Origin of the sequence: Winogradskyella jejuensis, from assembly GCF_900129745.1 — a bacterium.
GTDB classification, from domain to species: Bacteria; Bacteroidota; Bacteroidia; order Flavobacteriales; family Flavobacteriaceae; genus Winogradskyella; species Winogradskyella jejuensis.
The window spans coordinates 1,252,958-1,273,125 of sequence record NZ_FQWS01000001.1 but is presented as its reverse complement, the minus strand read 5'-3'; the positions used below and the strand labels follow the sequence as shown (position 1 = coordinate 1,273,125).

Sequence of the window (20,168 nt, the reverse complement as noted above, 5' to 3'; positions counted from 1 at the left end):
ATAGTACTAAAACTGCTCATTGAACAAATTAAGCTTCTTTAACCATTCTGTTTTTCGTTCTAAAAAGAATATATCTATGAACAAGAAGAATATCCCAAATCCTAAGAACCATTGAAATTGGTCTTTAAAATCTGCTATCTGCTTAGACTCAAATTCTTTTTTATCCATCTTATCTAGCAAATCTTTTATGGTTTCTACAACATCATTTGTATTAGACCCATTGATATAAACACCATTGGCTTCATTTGCTATTTCCTTTAGAGTATCCTCGTTGAGTTTGGTAATTACCGTTTCGTTGTTTTTATCTTTTTTATAATTAAGAATTACACCATTTCGTTTTATAGGAATTGGTCCACCTTTAATATCCCCAACTCCAATTGTAAAAATGCGAATGCCTTGCTCATTGGCTTCTTCTGCTATTTCTGCAGCATCTCCTTCATGGTCTTCTCCATCTGAAATGATAACCAAAATACGATTGGTTTGCTCCTCATCATCATAATAGGTTTTTGCCAACTCTATAGCTTCACGAATGGCAGTTCCTTGCGAGGTCATCATATCTGTATTCATGTTTTGTAAAAACATTTTTGAAGCCGCATAATCTGTTGTAATTGGTAACTGCGGAAAAGCTTTACCTGCATAAGCTATAATGCCAACACGGTCACTTCCTAAGTTGTTGATGATTTGTGTAACTAACTGCTTTGATTTTTCGATACGATTAGGCGCAATATCCTCCGCAAGCATACTTTTTGAGACGTCTACAGCAAATACAATATCTACACCTTGACTACGTATCGTTTCCATTTTAGTTCCTATTTTAGGATTTACTAATGCTAATGACAAAAATCCAAATGCTGCACACAAAACAGCAAGCTTTAATATACTTTTGAATAAAGATTGATTAGGACTCAAACGCTTCAACAATCTGGCATCTGCAAATTTCTTCTGCGCAGACTTTTTCCATACTTGAACAAGTATAAAAAGCACTATGATTGCTGGGATTATCAGCAATGTCCAAAACCATATTTTTTCATCTAATCTAAACAAAGCTTCTAAAAATTGTATGTTTTAAAACCCACTCTAACAGCACCAAAAACAAAGCTAAAATAACTAGAGGTCTATATTTTTCTTCGTAGTTGTAATATTTACGCTCTTCCACTTCTGTAGTTTCAAGTTTATTTATTTCGGCATAAATCTCGGCAAGCTTTTTATTATTTGTTGCTCTAAAATATTTTCCGCCTGTGGCATCTGCGATTTCTTTTAGTAAATCTTCATCAATTTCTACTTGTGCACGACCATAACGAAATCCTCCGTCTGCTCTGTAACCAATAGGAGATAAGGCCATCCCATTTGTTCCTAGACCAATGGTATAAGTTTTAATACCATATTCTACTGCCAACTCACTTGCTGTTTTTGGGTCTATAAATCCAGAGTTGTTTACACCATCCGTCAATAGAATAATAACCTTACTCTTTGCTTTACTGTCTTTTAATCGATTTACCGAAGTGGCTAAGCCCATACCAATTGCTGTTCCTTGCTGTATAATGGTGTTGTATTTTATATCTCTAAGCGAGCGTAATACAATATTTTTATCACTTGTAATTGGTGTTTTGGTAAAAGCTTCTCCAGCATATTCTACTAAACCTATACGGTCATTTGGTCTACCATTAATAAAATCTGCGGCTACTTTTTTTAAAGCCTCTAAACGGTCTGGAACTAAATCCTTAGCTAACATACTTGCAGAAACATCGATAGCCATAACAATGTCAATTCCTCTAGTGGTTTTTGTTCTAGTAGAAACATCGACAGTTCTTGGTCTTGCCAAAGCTGTAATCAATAACGCTAACGCTATTAATCGTAATGCAAAAAGCACATGCTTAAATTTTGCCCAAAAAGAACCTGAAGTTTTAAATCCTTGAATTGAAGATATCTTCAACTCAGCTGTTTGACGTTTAGATTTGAATATATACCAAGCTATAGCTATTGGAAGAAGCAATAGCAACCAGAAAAACTCTTTATTTAAAAACTCTATGTTGTCTAACATTATTTGGTTTCTTCTTCGCGTTTAACATTAGGATTTAGCTCAACAGAATCAATAATACGCTTTACAATATCCTTTGCGTAAACATCATCGGCACGCCACATGATAATAACTTGTTGTACAACTTGTTCTGTAGTAAAGCTCAAAAGGGTATATTCTCCTTCATAAAATTCACCGTCTTTAGATTTTGGGAAATCTGCCCTACCAAAAGTTTTGATGCCTTGAGCTTCATTGGGCGTTAAAAATTCTTCATTTTTAGTAATGATATTTTGTACTCCAAGATTCTCCCAATTCTTGAGACTTTGTTCAATTATATTATTGAGATTAATGGCTTTCTGTACATCTGCATCTTCTTCCTTTTGTTCGCCCACTATGGTTGTAGATGTAGCGATATAAAAATCGTCAAGCATACTTCCGTAGCCAAAAGCTGTCACTTTAACTTTACCCTTAGCTTCTTCTGGAAGTTCTATTTCTTGACGTTTTAAAACCTTTGGAGTTTCTATGTAAATTGGTGGAAAACCATATGCACTTTGCACCCAATCACCTTCTAAGAGCTCAATACTGCTATGACCTATAAGCTTATCTTTAACATAACCAAAACCATAAGTAGCACCAAAACCTACAAACGTTGCAATTAAGATGAATAATGAAATCGCAGTAGTAATTATAATCTTCTTACGCTTTTCTTTTCGTTCTTGAGCCTCTTTATACTGCTGGTCAAGTAGCTTTTCTTCTTCTGTTGGCTCTGGTAAGGTGAGCTTTACGTTTTCTAATTCTTTTTCAATGGTTTGCTTATCTAGTTCTGCTAAAGCAATATCTGGTTTTGACTTCGCAAACTTTACCAAATCGGCACGCTTAAAAATAGTTTCGATATTAGAAATTGTATCTTTTTTAAATGCGAATTGATTACCATCTTTTAAAAGTTGTAGCCTTTCTACGAGCTCATCAGTTGTACTTTCTAACGAGCGGTCATAGACTTTTTCATCTAAAAACTTTCTGATTATAAAAGTTAATTCCGAATAAAAAGATTTTAACTCCGACCGTTCAAGATACTTCTGCTCTTCTAATTTTGAAATGGCTAATTTTGCTCTATCATAAGCTGGTAATAGAGCTATTTCTTCTTCTTCAGTTAATGGTTTTTTTCGCCATATAAACCAATACAATAAGAAACCTATCAAAGCCAATGCGGCTAGGACTAGTAATAAATACAGCCACCATTTATTTGCGCTTTTCTCTACTTCTATAATTGGTTTTATATCAAACAATCCTTGTTTTGTAGTGTCTACTTCAATGGTATTGACTTCAACTTTTAGCGAATCTGTAAAAAATGGATTATCACCAATGATGACTTTTTGCGGTGGAATATAATACGAACCTGAGTCGAATTGTGTCAATTTATATTCGCGAAGTAGCTCAAATTTTGAAGCATTTTTAGTGGTATCTACTTTGAGCGCTTCAACCAATTCTAATGGCAGAAATGTTTGCCCTTCTGGGAAAACCACAAGTTTAGTCGAGTCGGTTTCAACTTTTATTTTGTACGAAATCTGCTCGCCAATTCTTATGTTTGTTGTGTCTACCTCAGTAGTGACTTGAGAAAATGAAACAAATGAGAAGAGAAAAAAGAAAACAGAAAAAATACTGGAAGCCAAAAAACTGTAGCTCGTAGCGTTTCTTTTATTTATCATTTGTAATTCGTAATTCTTCATTCGTTTATCCTCTTCTTTTAAAATAACCCAACAGCTTCTTCACATAACTTTCATCAACACGGCAATCTATAGTTCCTGCGCCAGACTTTGTAAAGGCATCTTTGTAGTAGTCTACTTTTCCTCTGTAAAAAGAGGTGTAATCCTGTCTCACTTTTTTTGACGCTGTATTAACTAATAGCAGTTCTCCTGTTTCTTCATCTTGCATTTGTACCATTCCAATATTTGGAATAGCTTCTTCGTGTCTATCAAAAACCCTAATACCTGTAATATCATGTTTACCAGCAGCAATCTTTAAAGTTTGTTTGTAATCGTCTGCCACAAAATCTGAAAGCATAAAAACAATGGCTTTCTTTTTCATAACATTAGACAAAAACTTTAAAGCTTCAGATATATTGGTCTTTTTACTTTTTGGTTGAAACTCTAACAACTCTCGGATAATTCTTAAAACGTGAGAACGTCCTTTCTTTGGCGGAATGAATAATTCTATTTCATCTGAAAATAGAATCAGTCCTATTTTGTCATTGTTTTGAGTTGCTGAAAACGCCAAAGTAGCAGCAATCTCTGTAACTATTTCGTCCTTAAATTGGTTCTGCGTACCAAATAATTTACTTCCTGAAACATCTGCCATCAACATCATGGTAAGCTCACGCTCTTCTTCAAAAACCTTAACGTGAGGCTCATTTGTTCGAGCAGTAACATTCCAGTCTATATTACGAACGTCGTCTCCAAACTGATACTGACGAACTTCCGAAAACGTCATACCACGCCCTTTGAAAGTCGAATGGTATTCGCCTCCAAAAATATGATCAGACAAACGACGTGTCTTAATCTCTATTTTGCGTACTTTTTTAAGAAGTTCTTTGGTATCCATTTTTCAATTTACGATTGAAGATTGTTGATTTACGATTTTCTAAATCGTTGTTCGTAATTCTAAAATCTTAAATTCTATGGTACTTCGATTTGATTTACAATCTTATTGATGATATCTTCTGAAGTTACATTTTCTGCCTCAGCTTCATAAGTAATACCTATTCTATGGCGTAATACGTCATGCACTACTGCTCGAACATCTTCTGGGATTACATAACCACGACGTTTAATAAATGCGTAACATTTTGCTGCAGTTGCTAAATTAATGCTTCCACGAGGTGAAGCTCCGAAAGAGATTAAAGCTTTTAAATCACCTAAATTGTAATTTTCTGGGTAGCGCGTTGCAAAGATGATATCGAGGATATACTTTTCAATCTTTTCATCCATATAAACTTCTCTAACGGCATTTTGAGCGTTTAAAATTTGCTCTACTGAAACTACAGGATTTACTTTCTCCCATGAGCCTTTTAAGTTGGCACGCATGATAAGCTGTTCTTCGGCTTGTTTTGGGTAATCAATTACCGTTTTAAGCATAAAACGGTCGACTTGAGCTTCAGGAAGTGGATATGTTCCTTCTTGTTCCACCGGATTTTGAGTTGCCATTACTAAAAATGGCTTGTCTAAAACAAAAGTCTCGTCACCAATAGTTACCTGTTTTTCTTGCATGGCTTCTAACAATGCCGATTGTACTTTTGCAGGTGCTCTGTTAATCTCATCTGCCAATACAAAGTTGGCAAATATTGGTCCTTTTTTAATTGAGAAATCGTTCTCTTTTATATTGTAAATTAAAGTCCCTACAACATCTGCAGGTAATAAATCTGGTGTAAACTGAATACGACTAAAACTTCCCGAAACAGCTTTAGACAGTGTGTTTATAGCTAAAGTTTTTGCTAAACCAGGAACACCTTCTTGCAGAATATGTCCTTGACCTAAAAGACCAATGAGCAAACGTTCTACCATATGTTTTTGACCTACAATGACCTTGTTCATTTCTAAGGTTAATAAGTCTACAAAAGCACTCTCTTTTTCAATCTTTTCGTTAATCGATTTTATATCAATTGTATTCGTTTCTTCCATGTTTTATAAGTTTTTCAACCGTTATATCCGTCTTTCAATATCAGTTTCGCAAATTGTTAAAATTATTCTACCTATGATGTTAATGATTGGTTAAAAATACTGTGCTTTCTTATAATTAGTGTTAACCCAATTTTAAGGCAGGTTTTTCCATATAAAATGGATATTTTTACTGTAACTAAAAACCAATCATTAACGTGATAAATTATTCAGAAATAATTAGTGGGACCATGACTTGGGGCGCATGGGGAAAACAATTTTCTACTTCAGAGATGGCGTCTATGATACAACATTGCATTTCTAAAGGTATCACCACCTTTGACCACGCAGATATTTATGGTGGCTATACCACCGAAGCAGAATTTGGAAAAGCTTTTACTTCTTCAGGAGTTAAACGAGAGGATATACAACTAATATCTAAAATGGGCATTCAGTATATGGCTGAAAGCCGAAAGAATAAAGTCAAACATTACGATTACAACAAAGATTATATGATTTGGTCTGTTGAGGAATCGCTTAAAAATCTTCAAACCGAATATTTAGACTTGCTCTTACTTCACCGTCCTAGTCCATTAATGCATCCTGATGAAATTGCAGAAGCCATTTCATTATTGAAACAACAGGGGAAAATAAGAGATTTTGGTGTGTCTAATTTCACGCCTTCTCAAATGGATATGCTTGGGCTTAGAGTAGATATTGATGTTAACCAAATAGAGTTTTCTTTAACTGCTCATGAAGCTATGCATGATGGCACTTTAGATTTTATGCTTTCTCACGGAATCAAACCTATGGCTTGGTCACCGCTTGGTAGCGTTTTTAGAGAAGACACAGAACAAACAAGACGTATCCATAAACAATTGGGAGCGTTATTAGGAAAATACAATGCAACTGAAGACCAATTACTATTAGCCTGGTTACTAAAGCATCCTTCAGGAATTACACCTGTAGTAGGCACAACAAACAAAACACGATTGCAGCAAGCCATGGAAGCCACTAAAATTGATTTAGAATTAGAAGACTGGTTTTTAATTTTGGTAGCTGCTCAAGGTCATAAAGTGCCTTAATAATTAGAAATAAAACAATATGAAAAAAACAGCTCTAATAACAGGTGCAACAAGTGGAATAGGAAGAGCAACTGCGCACGAATTTGCTAAACATGGCATTAACTTAGTGCTCTGTGGACGACGCCAAGAACGACTAGATATAGTGCAAAAAGCCCTCTCGAGAGAAACTGACGTGCATACTTTAAATTTTGATGTACGAGATAGAGACAAAACTTTTGAAGCCATTGCCTCCCTACCAGATACCTTTAGAAACATCGATGTTTTAATCAATAACGCAGGCAATGCTCATGGCTTAGACCCCATAGAAACAGGAGATACAGATGATTGGGATGCTATGATGGATATTAATGTCAAAGGATTACTCTATGTGAGCAAAGCTATTATTCCCGGAATGACCGAGCGAAAATCAGGACATATTATTAATATAGGTTCTTCTGCTGGGAAAGAAGTCTATCCAAAAGGAAATGTGTATTGCGCTAGTAAGCATGCTGTTTTGGCCATCACAGAAGGCATGCGTATAGACTTGAATCCTTATGGTATAAAAGTCAGCGCTGTAAATCCGGGCTTGGTTGAAACCGAATTTTCTCAAGTGCGTTTCAAAGGTGGAAGTCAAGCAGATAATGTTTACAAAGGTTATAAAGCTCTCCAACCAGAGGATGTTGCGGAGGTTATTCATTTTGCAATAAGTAGACCCGCTCACGTTAACATTGCTGATATATTGATGTTTTGTACAGCACAGGCGAGTTCTACTATTGTAAAAAAATCGTAGAGATGAAAGCTAATCCTCAATTACAAAACTTTATAGAACCCTACAGCGAGGAAATCAAACACTTAACTATTTGGCTAAGAGAATTTATAACTTCTCTAGTTCCCGAAACTAACGAACTTATCTGGGATAATTACAATGCCGTTGCCATAGCTTATTCCAAATCTGAAAAATTAAAAGATGCGTTCTGCCATATCGCTTTGTACTCAAAACACTTAAATTTTGGATTTAATCGAGGCTCAGAGTTAACAAGCAGTAAAATTAAATTAGAAGGCAAAGGTAAGCTTATTCGTCATTTGAAAGTTAGTTCGAATGAAGATTTCCCAATTGACGAGATTAAGAAGATGATACTTGAAGCGGTTATGGTTTCTGAAAAACGTAATCCCAATTTATTAAACTTTAATAATCACCCTAAAAGCATAGTAATGTCTATATCCGAAAAGAAGATTAGACCAAAAAAATAAAGCATTGATTAACAAACGTCTTTTAATTAAAAACCTTCTTGCTCACAATGATGAGAACAGTTTTTATGACAAAAAACGAAAGTTAAATCTCAGCTATAAAGAGGGTAAAGCCAAATTTCTAAAGCATATCTGCGCGCTATCTAATAGTAACCCAAAAAACAACTCGTACATAGTTATAGGTGTAGACGATGCTGACAATAAAATTGTTGGGGTTGACTTCTATGACGACAGTAAAATTCAAAATCTCATAAACGCCTATCTCACTAATCCACCAATTGTTCAGTACGAGAACATCCCTTTCCCGCACTTACCAGACGATAAAGTTGTAGGCTTGGTAACCATTAGACCAAACAATGAAATCACGTCCTTAAGACGAAATATCTGGAAATATTATGGTGGTGCTGTCTTTTTTAGAGATGGCAGCATGAGTATGCCCAAGGTTTTTGACATTGAGATAAAGGACGTAAACTCTGAAATTGTCTCAACAATCGAACATCACGCTCGTAATAACATTGAACTAACGCTGAAGGGTGTTTTCGATTTTATGAAAAAACGAGAAGATTATCTGCCCCAATACAAAGTTTTTAAAGAATATTTTGTGCTCTGTTGGGCAGGCCAAAAAAAAGAAGTTGAAGATGAGGTCTTCTTTTCTCGGGTAGACATAGAACTAATCAACGAGCAACGACGGTTATTTTATTCTGCATTAGATGAAGTTTCTATTAGCTATTCTGAAAATGATTTTACGATTATTGAATATGTAAAACTTGGACTTCATAATAATTACAAATATTACAAACTTGAAGAAACGGTTATAGAGTTTGGCAATAACGCCAACTACTCTATAGAGACCAAGCTTTTGTTTGAGCCACCTCAATTTGATAAAAAAGTATTGCACCACATCTACAACACTAACAATACACTGTTAGAAAAATTAAAAAAAGGACTGTCTTTAACTCCGAACGAAATAGCCGATTTAAATAACCTTTCTGCAACTTATCTTATTTGTTATCTAAATGATTTTGAAAGTGCTATTGATAAATTAGAAGAAGCTAAACCGCTTTTAAAAAGTTACAGTAAATCTATCTACGAGGTTTACAAACTAACTATGCGAATACTCAGAAAAGTAAAGTACAATTAAGACTTTCGTCGATTATTTTTACCTCAAAAAACAGATGTTCTAATTTTATTGCAATTGGTCTATAATCTATTAAAAATCAACTAACTATTGTTAGTTTTAATTGCTATTATTCAACAATAATATACGTAAACCTTACTTCTCCCAACAACGTTTTGGCATTGAAGTAAGGTTTTTATATGAATTTTAATTTTCTCTGAGGAACACTAATAATGCCTTTTGTTGAAGTTCCTAGCCAATTTTCTAGAATTGTAGCATAAACTTGTCTAAAATCTACAGTAAACTTTAAATCGCCATTATCATCTAAATCAGACAAAGAGGATAATTGGTTATAGACTCCAGCAGTTTTAAGGTTTTTACCAACAACAAACACGTTATTTGCAGAGCCGTGGTCTGTACCATTGGCCGCATTTTGTTTTACACGCCTTCCAAATTCCGAAAACGTGAGAATCAATGTGTCTTCAAAAGTCCCGTTTCGTTTTAGGTCTTTTACGAAAGAGAAAAGTGCTTCCGCATAAATAGACAATAAGCGTTTTTGGGTGTTTTGCTGATTTGCATGAGTATCAAAACCATCTAAGGCATTATAAAATACTTTTGTGTCCAATCCAGAATTGATAAACTGCGCTGTGCTTTTTAGCTGTTTACCAAATTTATTCTGAGGATAGTCTTCTTGTGATAATTTTACTTTAGTGGTCTCATAAATATAATTTGCCGAAGATTTAGCATCTATCATATTCTTATACAAATAACCTAAATTATGTTCTGATAAATGCTGGTCGTTATAATGATTTAAAACATTCTGAAAATAGGGGTCTCGAGCCGTTTTGTATAATGTTCTGTAATCATTAGTTGCAATACCATTAAAGGTTTCCCCTTTTAAAGCTAAGCTAAGCGTTTCGTCAAGTTCTATAGCATTGTAAGGATGTTTCCCATGTTTATCCAAAAATCGGCCTAGCCATCCACTTTGCAAATACTCGTCACTAGAACTTCCAGATTGCCAAATATCCATTGACCTAAAATGCGACCTTACTGGATTTGGATAACCTACATTATTTATGATGGAAAGCTCACCGCTATCGTAAAGATGCTGTAAGGGCTTTAAACTCGGATGCAATGCCAACTCGTCATTTAGTTTTATAACATCATTCTTAATTCCAAGGGTAGGACGCGCATTGTAGTACAAATCGTTATTGTATGGAATAATAGTATTTAGCCCATCATTTCCTCCAGTGAGTTGGATAATAACTAAGCGCTTATAACCGATGGATTTAGCCTCAAAATCCTCAAAAGCTCTCACAAAATTTGGAACAAAAAACAAACTACTTGCCAAAGCTGAATTTCTTAAAAAATCTCTTCTTTCCATAACTAACACATTTGATATTCTGGCAATGACATTAACTGAATACAGTATTTCTGCTTAGAATCTTTATACAAAGATTTTAAGTAAGTCAAAGTCCCTTTGTTTAATTGTCCGTTTATTAAAACTGAATCCAAATCCTCAATAGAAATCTTTTTATACTCGTTTTGAAACTTATCCCAATTCGCTAAAGTTTTTATGGGTAATTTCGATTTGTTTCGCTTGAAAAACTGACGTCGCATTTCATCCTTTTCGTCGTCCAATGCAATCATTCCACCGTTTAATAAAACAGAAGGCAATTTTAAGCGCACCATAATTGTATTAGCATCTATCCACGCCTTATGCCCTTTCCAGCCCGCAACATTTGGTGGGTCTAGTAAAGTTTGCCCTAATAATTTTTGAAGTTTAATTACAGCTTTTTCATTCTTTAAAATAAAAGGAACTGTTCTAGATAACCCAACTAAATAATCAATTGGCGATTTTATTTTATTCCCAATATTGTCATTGTCATAAAACCAATCTTGCGTAAAAACGTATTGCATTAGTCTAGAGATGTCGTAGTCTTCGAAAAAGACCTCTACCATAGATTCAACACGATTTTTATCTATAATTTCATTTACAAAGTATCTATAAACTTTCTCACAAATAAATTTAGCGCATTGTCGATTTTCTAGAATAATATCAATGATATCATCGCCATTAAAATTTCCTGTTCTACCCATGAAAGTTTTTTGACCATAATCATGCTGAAATCTTCTAAGCCTAAAGGTACCATCAAGCATATTAAAATATCCTGTGAATGCTCTTGCACTTTCTTTAATGTCGTTTTCGGTGTAATGACCAGGTCCTAATGTGAAAAGTTCCATAAGCTCTCGAGCAAAATTCTCATTAGGTTGCGCTTTTACATTCTGTCTAAGATTAAGATACTTTATCATCGCAGCTTCTTTAGACATTGCTTTTACAAAATCTCTAAAGTTCCCCAAGGCATATTCTCTAAGCATATTATTGTACTGCTGGGCGTAAACCACATTTTTTTCGCCACACACAAAATGGTTTGCCCAAAAAAGCGTCATACGTTCTCTTAAGACAGCGTCGGATGTATTTAATCTGTTAACCCATGCAATATTAAAATCCATTAAGCGCTTTCTGCTTTTTTGAGCCAATTCTTTAATTAGCTTCGGATTTTCTTTAAAAGAAAGTGTTTTAAAGCCCTTAAACTCGGATAGGTCAATTTTTAAAGGCTCAGTAGTCTCTGACGCTTTGAACAAGTCTGAAACTACTTGGCTTTTTGTCGCATTTTTATAATGTTCAAGAATACTTGGAGTAACTCCAAAACCTGCGCGCCAGTAAAGATGTTTAAGATGTTCTACTTTCATGTTGTTAAGACCTAAGTTAGTTAAAAAGGTTTAATTCTCTAAAACAAAAAACCGCTTCAAAATTGAAACGGTTTTTATTAATATCTGTTGTGCAATATTATTACAAATCAAACTTAATGCCTTGCGCCAATGGCAATTCATCAGAGTAGTTTATTGTATTCGTTTGTCTTCTCATATAGATTTTCCAAGCGTCAGAACCAGATTCGCGTCCGCCACCGGTTTCTTTTTCACCTCCAAATGCACCACCGATTTCTGCGCCAGAAGTTCCAATGTTTACATTGGCAATTCCACAATCGCTTCCTGCGAAAGACAAGAATTTTTCAGCTTCTTTCATCTCATTGGTCATTATTGCAGATGATAAACCTTGAGCTACGCTATTTTGCATTTCAATAGCATTTTCAACATCGCCAGAATATTTCATTAAGTATAAAATTGGTGCAAATGTTTCATGCTGAACAATTTCAAAATGATTTTCGGCTTCAATAATTGCTGGCTTTACGTAGCATCCGCTTTCGTAACCTTCGCCTTCTAAAACACCACCTTCAACTAATACATTTCCACCTTCAGCTTTTGCTTTTTCAATCGCAGCCAAGTATGTATTTACAGCGTCTTTATCGATTAATGGTCCAATATGATTGCTTTCATCTAAAGGATTACCAATAGTTAGTTGTTTGTACGCGCCAACAATTGCATCGCGTACTTTATCGTATACGCTTTCGTGAATAATTAAACGACGTGTCGATGTACAGCGCTGACCGCAAGTACCAACAGCACCAAAAACAGCACCAGGAACTACGACTTTTAAATCAGCAGTTGGTGTGATGATTATGGCATTATTTCCGCCTAATTCTAACAACGATTTTCCAAAACGTTCAGCTACTGTTTTACCAACAATGCGTCCCATACGTGTAGAACCGGTTGCAGACACTAAAGGAATTCTAGTATCTGTAGTGATGTATTCACCAACTTTATAATCACCATTAACGATACAAGATATACCTTCTGGCAAGTTGTTTTCCTTTAAAACACCCGCAATAATATTTTGGCAAGCTACAGCACAAACTGGCGCTTTTTCAGAACCTTTCCAAACGCAAGTATCGCCACAAACCCAAGCCAGAGCGGTGTTCCAAGCCCAAACGGCAACTGGAAAATTAAATGCCGAAATTATACCAACAACTCCTAAAGAATGCCATTGCTCACGCATAACGTGACCTGGTCTTTCAGATGGAATAGTTTGCCCATTTAACTGACGCGATAAGCCTACCGCAAAGTCGCAGATATCAATCATTTCTTGCACCTCACCATAACCTTCTTGCAAAGATTTTCCCATTTCGTAAGAGACTAATTTCCCAAGAGGTTCTTTTAACTCTCTTAATTTGTTTCCAAACTGACGAACAATTTCACCACGTTGTGGAGCTGGCATGGCTCTGAAGGTTTTAAAAGCAGATGTTGCTGCGTCCATAACCTTGTCGTAATCTTCGCGAGTTGTTGTAGATACTTTTGCGATTAATTGCCCATCTACTGGTGAGTAGCTTTCAATTAAATCGCCATTTCCAAAATTATTAGAACCTGTTGAAGTTCCGTGATTTATATCTGAAACACCCAACTTTTGTAATGCTTCTTTTATTCCGAAATCAGTTGCCACTGTTCCCATAGTATATTGATTTTTAGTAAAATTAATTTGGGCAAGATAGCAATAAATTGTCGCTTACAATAGTCTTTTTCAGCTTGATAATTGACATCAACTTTGTGAACATTTTAACAATTGAATGAGATCTAAATCAAAAAAAAGTCACGTATCTATTTAACAAGAATAGGCCTACATCTTGATTTTTAAGAGTTCTCATAAGGAATGAGAAACAGTAATATTTAAATCCACACATTATGTTTTTAAGAATTTTAGCAGTGGCATGCTTCGCGCTGAGCGTAGCACACGCCCAAGATATCCAGTATGTAAACGCAGAAAACGGATTAGTCATTAGAGAACAACCAAATCAAGGTGCCACTAAAATAGGCATATTAGATTATGGTACAGCAGTAGAAATCATTGAGCACACCAATTTGCATTTAGATGTTAAGGATAATGATAAAAAAGTGTCTGGTAAATGGGTTAAAATAAAAGGCCCTGCGGTAGGTGAATATTTCGAAGACGGCTATGTATTCAACGGGTATTTAACCGATGAAAAAATAGAGCAGCCACTAAAAATAGCTGGTGATGCCTTTACCATTTATATTGATAAATTACACACTGATGCGGAAATAAAATCATCTAGCGTAGAAAATGATATCGTCATGCCAGTTTTCAAAATAAATAATAATGAAACTGTTGAAAACAGGTACCTCAAGGTGAAGCATCATCAAAGCTACAGAACTATTGAAGTCTTTCAACGCTACAAAAACAGTATTGTAGTAAAGAAAAAAGATGGTGAAGCTGCATTTACAGACTTTCAGCATTACACCTCAAGTTGGAAACCTTTAAAATTGGAATTCTCAAAAGGAAATATCTTTAAAACAGCAACATTATCTGCAAAAGATTCTAAGCGTTTCGGAAGTTTTGATAAAGCCGAATTATATTCAACTTTAAACCTCGAAGATAGTGCTACTTACAGTATTGCACCGAGCCATATTGAGCTTAAAGTTATTATGACAGATATTGACGGTTACAAAACTGAAAAAATTGTAATCTTTGAATTACCTTTAAGCAAAGCGTCGTAAGTTATAATCACATAGAAATCCATTAAATTATGCAAATCAACAAAGTCTTCGCCCTCATAATCATCGCTTTTCTCGCAGTTTCTTGTAAAGACAAGACCACGGAAACCAACAATATCTTTAAGTTTAAAGATTACATCAGTTACACCACTTCTGGTCGTGTTTCGGTCGTCGAACCCATAAAGATATTTTTGGCAAACGAGGTAAGCGAATGGGAAATGGGGCAAGACTTAGATGTTGATTTGATAAAAATAAAACCTTACGTTCAAGGTAAATTACAAGCACTCAATAAAACAACATTACTTTTCACGCCAGACGAACCTTTAGAGCCAGATACAGAATATGATGTTACGGTGAATTTGGGTGATATTTACAAGAGTATTCCTAAAGACTACAAATCCTATACGTTTCAGTTTAAAACTATAACTCCTGGGTTTACCGTTACGACTTCAGATTTGCAATCGTACAGTAAAGAATGGCAATATTTGTTGGGTTATTTGCGCTCTGCGGATGTGATTAGTTTAGAGAACGCGAAAGAATTGGTCGAAGCTTCGCAGAACAATACCAATTTAAAATTGGTGTGGAATGAAGCCAACAAAAATTCGAAATATTTTGAATTTAAAATCGACAGCATCAAACGTTTTATTGAAGATAGCAAGATTGATGTTAGTTGGAATGGCAGCGCTATAAATGCTGAAAATAAAGGTGAAAATTCTGTAACTATTCCAGGTAAAAACAATTTCACCATTATTAATACAGAAGTATTTCAATCGCCTGAGCAATACTTGTCACTTAACTTTTCTGACCCCTTAAAAAAGCAGCAGAATTTTTCGGGATTGGTGACTATTCAAAATGTAAAGAATCCTAAATATGTGGTCGACGGAAATGTTTTAAAAGTCTATCCAGATTCTAAATTAGTGGGTGATATTAGAGTCGATGTTTTCACTGGAATTAAAAACACGGACAACTTTAAGTTAAAAACTAATTTCTCTGAAAAAATAACATTCGAGGCTTTAAAACCACAGGTACGGTTAATAAGTAATGGAACTATTCTTCCAAATTCTCAAGAATTAAAATTCAATTTTGAAGCTGTAAACCTCAGTAAGGTCGATGTACGTATTATTAAGATTTTTGAAGATAATGTGCTTCAGTTTCTTCAAACAAATAATTTAAATAGCAACAATCAGTATGGTATTCGTAACGTAGGACGACGCATTGCTAAGCAAACGATAACCCTAATCGAAGACGAATCTCAAAACACAGGAAAATGGAAGGCTTATAGTATAGATTTATCTAAATATTTTACCTCCGATGTGGGTTCTATTTATCGCGTAGAATTAAGTTTTAAGCGTGACTATTCACTTTATGATTGTGACATAAATGCCAGTGAAGTCTCTAGTAACGAAGATGACTATTATGACGATTACTACGAAGAAGACAGCTACGCATCTAATGACATGTCCGAAGAAGAATTAAACCAATTAGAAGAAGACTATTGGGACAATATTACGTACAGTTACAGAAACCAAAATTACAGATGGCGTGATAGAGATAATCCTTGTACAGATTCGTATTATAATTATGCCAACAGAACTGTTGCGCAAAATCTTATAGCTTCTAATTTAGGTGTTGTAGCTAAAAAAGGAAATGCCAACTCATATCTCTTTGCGGTCACAGACCTTTTAACGACCAATCCAGAAAGTGGTGTTACCGTAGATTTATATAATTATCAGCAGCAATTACTTACAAAAGCAATTACAAACAAAGACGGCATTGCCGAAATTGATACTGAAAAACGTGCTGCATTTGCCATCGTCAATAAAGGTCGAAACACAAGTTATGTAAAGCTTTTAGATGGCAATTCGTTATCGCTTAGTAAATTTGATGTTTCTGGTAAAAAACTACAACGTGGACTTAAAGGTTATATCTATGCTGAGCGTGGTGTTTGGCGACCTGGCGATAGTTTATTTCTCACATTTGTGCTCAACGACAATGCTAATAAATTACCACAACGTCATCCTGTAAAACTCGAAATTACAGACCCAGTTGGTAAGCTGGTGCATCGCCATGTATCGGTTGATAACGTCAATCATTTTTACAATTTTACAGTACCAACATCTACAGATTATAAAACCGGTAATTACTACGCGAAAGTGTCAGTCGGTGGCGCATCATTCACCAAAACCTTAAAGATTGAAACCGTAAAACCTAACCGTTTAAAAATTAAAATCGATTTTAAAGATGAAATTTTAACCAACAACACACCATTAAAGGGCGATTTAAATGTTGCTTGGCTTCACGGCGCACCTGCAAAAAACATTAAAGCTGAAGTGAAAGCGAAATTCACCACAAAATCCGCAAGTTTTGAAGGTTATAAAGATTACATTTTTAATGACCCAACCCGAAATTTTACCACGGAAGAAGCTATTGTTTACGATGGAAGTCTGGACGAAAACGGCAACGCAAAAATAAATAGCCAACTAAATATTGGAAAAAATGCACCAGGAATGCTTAACGCTCAATTTTTAGTCAGAGCGTTTGAAAATGGCGGTGATTTTTCATTAGATTCCTTTACAATGCCTTACGCGCCTTACGAGAGTTTTGTGGGCTTAAAATCTCCTGAAGGCAATACTTATGGTTCCTATTTTACAGATGAAAACCACACGTTTGATGTGGCTACAGTTAATGCTGATGGCAAAGGCGTGCAGCGAAAAAATCTCGAAGTCAAAGTTTATAAAGTCGAATGGCGTTGGTGGTGGAATTCCTCTTACGATAATCTTTCAAGCTACGTTTCGAGCAGTTATCATAGACCAATTAAAGACTTTAAAATTAATACCGATACTAACGGAAAAGCAAATTTTAAGCTAAATATCCCTGATGGAAATCGCGGTCGTTATTTAATCAGAATTTTAGACCCAGAAAGCGGTCATGCCACAGGACGTACGGCATACTTTTATAAAAACTGGTGGCAATCTGCACCGTCATCAGATAAAGAAGCCGCAAAAATGTTGGTGTTTTCAACAGATAAAGACAATTACAATGTAGGCGAAACGGCGAAACTGACGTTTCCTTCTGGTACTGAAGGTCGTGCGTTGATTAGCTTAGAAAATGGTTCAGAAATCATCGATTACCAATGGGTAGAAACGAAAAAAGGCGAAACTACAATTGAAATACCGATTACGGAAGATATGGCACCAAATGCCTTTATCAATATTTCGTTATTGCAGCCACATGATGTCACGTCTAACGATTTACCCATTAGATTGTATGGTGTGATTCCGCTTCTCGTAGAGAATCCTGAAACACGATTGTATCCAGAAATTTCAATGCCAAATAGCATCAGACCGAAGACAGATTACGAAATAAAAGTCTCCGAAAAAAATAACAAACCCATGACTTATACCATCGCCGTTGTAGAAGAAGGTTTGCTCGATTTAACACGTTTTAAAATACCAAACGTTTGGGACAGTTTCTATGCGCGCGAAGCGCTTGGGGTAAAAACTTGGGATATTTTCGATGATGTCATAGGCGCATATTCTGGTAGTGTTGACCAAGTGTTCGCCATTGGTGGTGATGGCGAAGCGGCAAAAGGAAAAAATAAAAAAGCCAATCGGTTTAAACCAGTCGTTACTTATTTAGGCCCATTTATTTTAGAGGCCAATGAAACCGCAACGCACAAACTAAAAATGCCAAATTATATTGGTGCAGTCCGTACAATGGTTATCGCCGGCGATAATGCAGATGAAGCTTACGGTAATGCTGAAAAATCTGTGCAAGTAAAACAACCCTTAATGGTATTGGCAACGCTTCCACGAAAGTTAAGTCCAGGCGAAAAAGTGACTTTACCAGTTACTGTTTTTGCCATGGAAAAGAAAGTGAAAAACGTAAAATTAGATTTGAAATTAAGTGATGGTATCACCGTAAAAGGAAACAAAACTCAAACGCTTCAATTTGAAAATCCTGATGAAAAAATGGCGTATTTTGAATTGGATGTGACCAAAGCAAAAGGCATAAATACTATTGAGGTTGTTGCTTCAGGAAACGGTGAAACATCCTATTATAAAGTAGAAATTGATGTCGAAAACCCAAATCCAATTTCTTCAAAAGTGATTGATAAAGAACTTCAAGCGAAATCTTCGCAAGATGTGACTTTTTCAACATTCGGTGTATCGGGAACGAACATGGCAACGGTTGAGTTTTCAACTTTACCGCCAATGGATTTTAATAAGCGTTTAGCGTATCTCATCCGCTATCCGCATGGATGCGTCGAGCAAACAACATCAGGTGTTTTTCCACAGTTATACTTGACAGATATTTTTGATTTGACTTCGACACGTAAAAAAGAAATTCAAGATAATATTAAAAGCGGCATAAACCGTTTGGCGAGTTTCCAAAGACATGATGGCGGATTGAGTTATTGGATTGGCGAAAACTCAGCTAACGATTGGGGTACAACCTATGCTGGGCATTTCATGCTCGAAGCCGAGAAGAAAGGGTATGTTTTACCACTGACATTTAAGAGTAATTGGCTGGCTTATCAAAAAAGAGCGGCGCGAGATTGGCGTCCGAGCTACAGAAACTATCGTAGTGATTTAGCACAAGCTTACAGATTGTACACATTGGCACTTGCAGGAAGTCCGGATTTAGCGAGCATGAACCGTTTACGCGAGTTCACAGAACTGTCTAATGAGGCCAAATGGAGACTATCCGCAGCTTACGCATTAGCTGGACAAAAAGAGGCAAGTGACGCCATTACCAAAACAGCAAATATCGATTTTCAGCCACCAAAAAGTAACTATTATACCTATGGCTCGTTGGATAGAAATTGCGCTATGGCTTTAGAAACGATGCTCATTACTAATAATCCGAAAGCTTCGGATTTGGCAAAAACTATTGGAAAATCATTGTCTAGTGATACTTGGATGAGCACACAAACCACAGCATATAGTTTGCTAGCCATCGGAAAGTTAATCGCTAAAAATGGCGGAAAGGAATTAAATCTCAAATACTCCGTAAACGGAAAGACAGAAACCATTACCACTAAAAATGGTATTGCACAACGTGATATTCCTGTCGTAGATGGTTTAAACACCATTTCACTCGAAAATAATGACGATAATTTGGTTTACGTACGTGTGTTGAACTCAGGAAAATTAAAGCTTGGTGAAGAATTACCAGTACAACGCGGATTTTCAATTTCGACAGTTTATAAAGATTTAAAAGGCAACACACTTGATGTCAATAGACTACAACAAGGTCAGGACTTTGTGGCAACCGTAAGCATCACAAATCTTAATAACGAAGTCGTGAAAGATGTGGCGCTGACTCAGATTTTCCCTTCAGGTTGGGATATTGTAAACACGCGCTTTACCGATTTTGGAGACACAACAGTAAGTCAAGCGAGATATACGGACATACGAGATGACCGTGTGAACTTTTATTTTGATATGGAACGACGTGGCAAAAGAGGCACAAAAACATTCACCGTTTTACTAAACGCATCTTACTTAGGAACGTACTATTTACCAGGCGCACAAGCCGAAGCGATGTACGATAATGATTATTTGGTGCGTAATAAAGGACGTTGGATAACGGTTGAAAAGTAA

General features: G+C 35.7%; 14 protein-coding genes. 6 read left to right on the top strand and 8 right to left on the bottom strand.

Going from position 1 to position 20,168, the window contains the following annotated elements; translation table 11 throughout:
• Positions 1–6: 6 nt before the first annotated feature.
• The 5 genes from BUB95_RS05920 to BUB95_RS05900 all read right to left on the bottom strand — a co-directional run bounded on the left by BUB95_RS05920 (position 7) and on the right by BUB95_RS05900 (position 5,691).
• Complete coding sequence (locus tag BUB95_RS05920; RefSeq protein WP_073084213.1) at positions 7–1,044, bottom strand: vWA domain-containing protein; 1,038 nt, start codon at positions 1,042–1,044, stop codon at positions 7–9.
• Entirely contained in the window at positions 1,037–2,041 is a 1,005-nt protein-coding gene (locus BUB95_RS05915) for a vWA domain-containing protein (protein WP_073084211.1), read from the bottom strand. The genes BUB95_RS05920 and BUB95_RS05915 overlap by 8 nt, the downstream gene beginning before the upstream one ends.
• The gene (locus tag BUB95_RS05910) at positions 2,041–3,723 is read right to left on the bottom strand and encodes a hypothetical protein (protein ID WP_083573346.1); all 1,683 of its coding nucleotides are present in this window, start codon (positions 3,721–3,723) and stop codon (positions 2,041–2,043) included. Before BUB95_RS05910 ends, BUB95_RS05915 begins: the two co-directional genes overlap by 1 nt.
• A 25-nt stretch (positions 3,724–3,748) precedes the next feature.
• A complete protein-coding gene (locus BUB95_RS05905; RefSeq protein WP_073084206.1) occupies positions 3,749–4,615 on the bottom strand; it encodes a DUF58 domain-containing protein in 867 nt (288 codons plus the stop codon).
• 74 nt (positions 4,616–4,689) lie between these two features.
• A complete protein-coding gene (locus tag BUB95_RS05900; RefSeq protein WP_073084204.1) occupies positions 4,690–5,691 on the bottom strand; it encodes an AAA family ATPase in 1,002 nt (333 codons plus the stop codon).
• Positions 5,692–5,888: 197 nt separating this feature from the next.
• Between BUB95_RS05900 and BUB95_RS05895 the strand changes: the two genes are divergently transcribed.
• From BUB95_RS05895 to BUB95_RS05880, 4 genes are read left to right on the top strand one after another with little or no spacing between them, the layout of a single operon-like run.
• Complete coding sequence (locus BUB95_RS05895) at positions 5,889–6,752, top strand: aldo/keto reductase (protein WP_083573345.1); 864 nt, start codon at positions 5,889–5,891, stop codon at positions 6,750–6,752.
• Between the two features lie 19 nt (positions 6,753–6,771).
• Positions 6,772–7,521, top strand: coding sequence for an SDR family NAD(P)-dependent oxidoreductase (locus tag BUB95_RS05890; RefSeq protein ID WP_073084200.1), 750 nt, complete (start codon positions 6,772–6,774; stop codon positions 7,519–7,521).
• Positions 7,522–7,523: 2 nt separating this feature from the next.
• A complete protein-coding gene (locus BUB95_RS05885; protein ID WP_073084198.1) occupies positions 7,524–7,982 on the top strand; it encodes a DUF1801 domain-containing protein in 459 nt (152 codons plus the stop codon).
• A 4-nt stretch (positions 7,983–7,986) separates the two neighbouring features.
• Positions 7,987–9,120, top strand: a complete 1,134-nt coding sequence (locus tag BUB95_RS05880) for an ATP-binding protein (protein WP_073084196.1) — start codon at positions 7,987–7,989, stop codon at positions 9,118–9,120.
• A 172-nt stretch (positions 9,121–9,292) separates the two neighbouring features.
• On the opposite strand, the gene BUB95_RS05875 is transcribed toward BUB95_RS05880, so the two are convergent.
• The 3 genes from BUB95_RS05875 to amaB form a co-directional block, all read right to left on the bottom strand.
• Positions 9,293–10,480, bottom strand: a complete 1,188-nt coding sequence (locus BUB95_RS05875) for a DUF1501 domain-containing protein (RefSeq protein WP_073084194.1) — start codon at positions 10,478–10,480, stop codon at positions 9,293–9,295.
• Positions 10,481–10,482: 2 nt separating this feature from the next.
• Positions 10,483–11,850: a DUF1800 domain-containing protein gene (locus BUB95_RS05870; RefSeq protein ID WP_073084192.1), complete on the bottom strand. Its 1,368-nt coding sequence runs from the start codon at positions 11,848–11,850 to the stop codon at positions 10,483–10,485.
• 100 nt (positions 11,851–11,950) lie between these two features.
• Positions 11,951–13,504, bottom strand: coding sequence for an L-piperidine-6-carboxylate dehydrogenase (amaB, locus tag BUB95_RS05865; RefSeq protein WP_073084190.1), 1,554 nt, complete (start codon positions 13,502–13,504; stop codon positions 11,951–11,953).
• A 230-nt stretch (positions 13,505–13,734) separates the two neighbouring features.
• Between amaB and BUB95_RS05860 the strand changes: the two genes are divergently transcribed.
• Both BUB95_RS05860 and BUB95_RS05855 read left to right on the top strand, forming a co-directional pair.
• Positions 13,735–14,565 (top strand): SH3 domain-containing protein, encoded by an 831-nt coding sequence (locus BUB95_RS05860; protein WP_073084188.1) that lies wholly within the window; start codon positions 13,735–13,737, stop codon positions 14,563–14,565.
• A gap of 29 nt (positions 14,566–14,594) precedes the next feature.
• On the top strand, positions 14,595–20,168 hold the full coding sequence (locus BUB95_RS05855; protein ID WP_073084186.1) for an alpha-2-macroglobulin family protein: 5,574 nt from the start codon (positions 14,595–14,597) through the stop codon (positions 20,166–20,168).

Excerpts from the sequence above, each read along its gene's own strand:
- BUB95_RS05870 (WP_073084192.1), bottom strand. The coding sequence starts at position 11,850 with ATGAAAGTAGAACATCTTAAACATCTTTACTGGCGCGCAGGTTTTGGA.
- BUB95_RS05885 (WP_073084198.1), top strand. The coding sequence starts at position 7,524 with ATGAAAGCTAATCCTCAATTACAAAACTTTATAGAACCCTACAGCGAG.
- BUB95_RS05900 (WP_073084204.1), bottom strand. The coding sequence starts at position 5,691 with ATGGAAGAAACGAATACAATTGATATAAAATCGATTAACGAAAAGATT.
- BUB95_RS05910 (WP_083573346.1), bottom strand. The coding sequence starts at position 3,723 with ATGATAAATAAAAGAAACGCTACGAGCTACAGTTTTTTGGCTTCCAGT.
- amaB (WP_073084190.1), bottom strand. The coding sequence starts at position 13,504 with ATGGGAACAGTGGCAACTGATTTCGGAATAAAAGAAGCATTACAAAAG.
- BUB95_RS05890 (WP_073084200.1), top strand. The coding sequence starts at position 6,772 with ATGAAAAAAACAGCTCTAATAACAGGTGCAACAAGTGGAATAGGAAGA.
- BUB95_RS05860 (WP_073084188.1), top strand. The coding sequence starts at position 13,735 with ATGTTTTTAAGAATTTTAGCAGTGGCATGCTTCGCGCTGAGCGTAGCA.
- BUB95_RS05855 (WP_073084186.1), top strand. The coding sequence starts at position 14,595 with ATGCAAATCAACAAAGTCTTCGCCCTCATAATCATCGCTTTTCTCGCA.
- BUB95_RS05905 (WP_073084206.1), bottom strand. The coding sequence starts at position 4,615 with ATGGATACCAAAGAACTTCTTAAAAAAGTACGCAAAATAGAGATTAAG.
- BUB95_RS05915 (WP_073084211.1), bottom strand. The coding sequence starts at position 2,041 with ATGTTAGACAACATAGAGTTTTTAAATAAAGAGTTTTTCTGGTTGCTA.
- BUB95_RS05875 (WP_073084194.1), bottom strand. The coding sequence starts at position 10,480 with ATGGAAAGAAGAGATTTTTTAAGAAATTCAGCTTTGGCAAGTAGTTTG.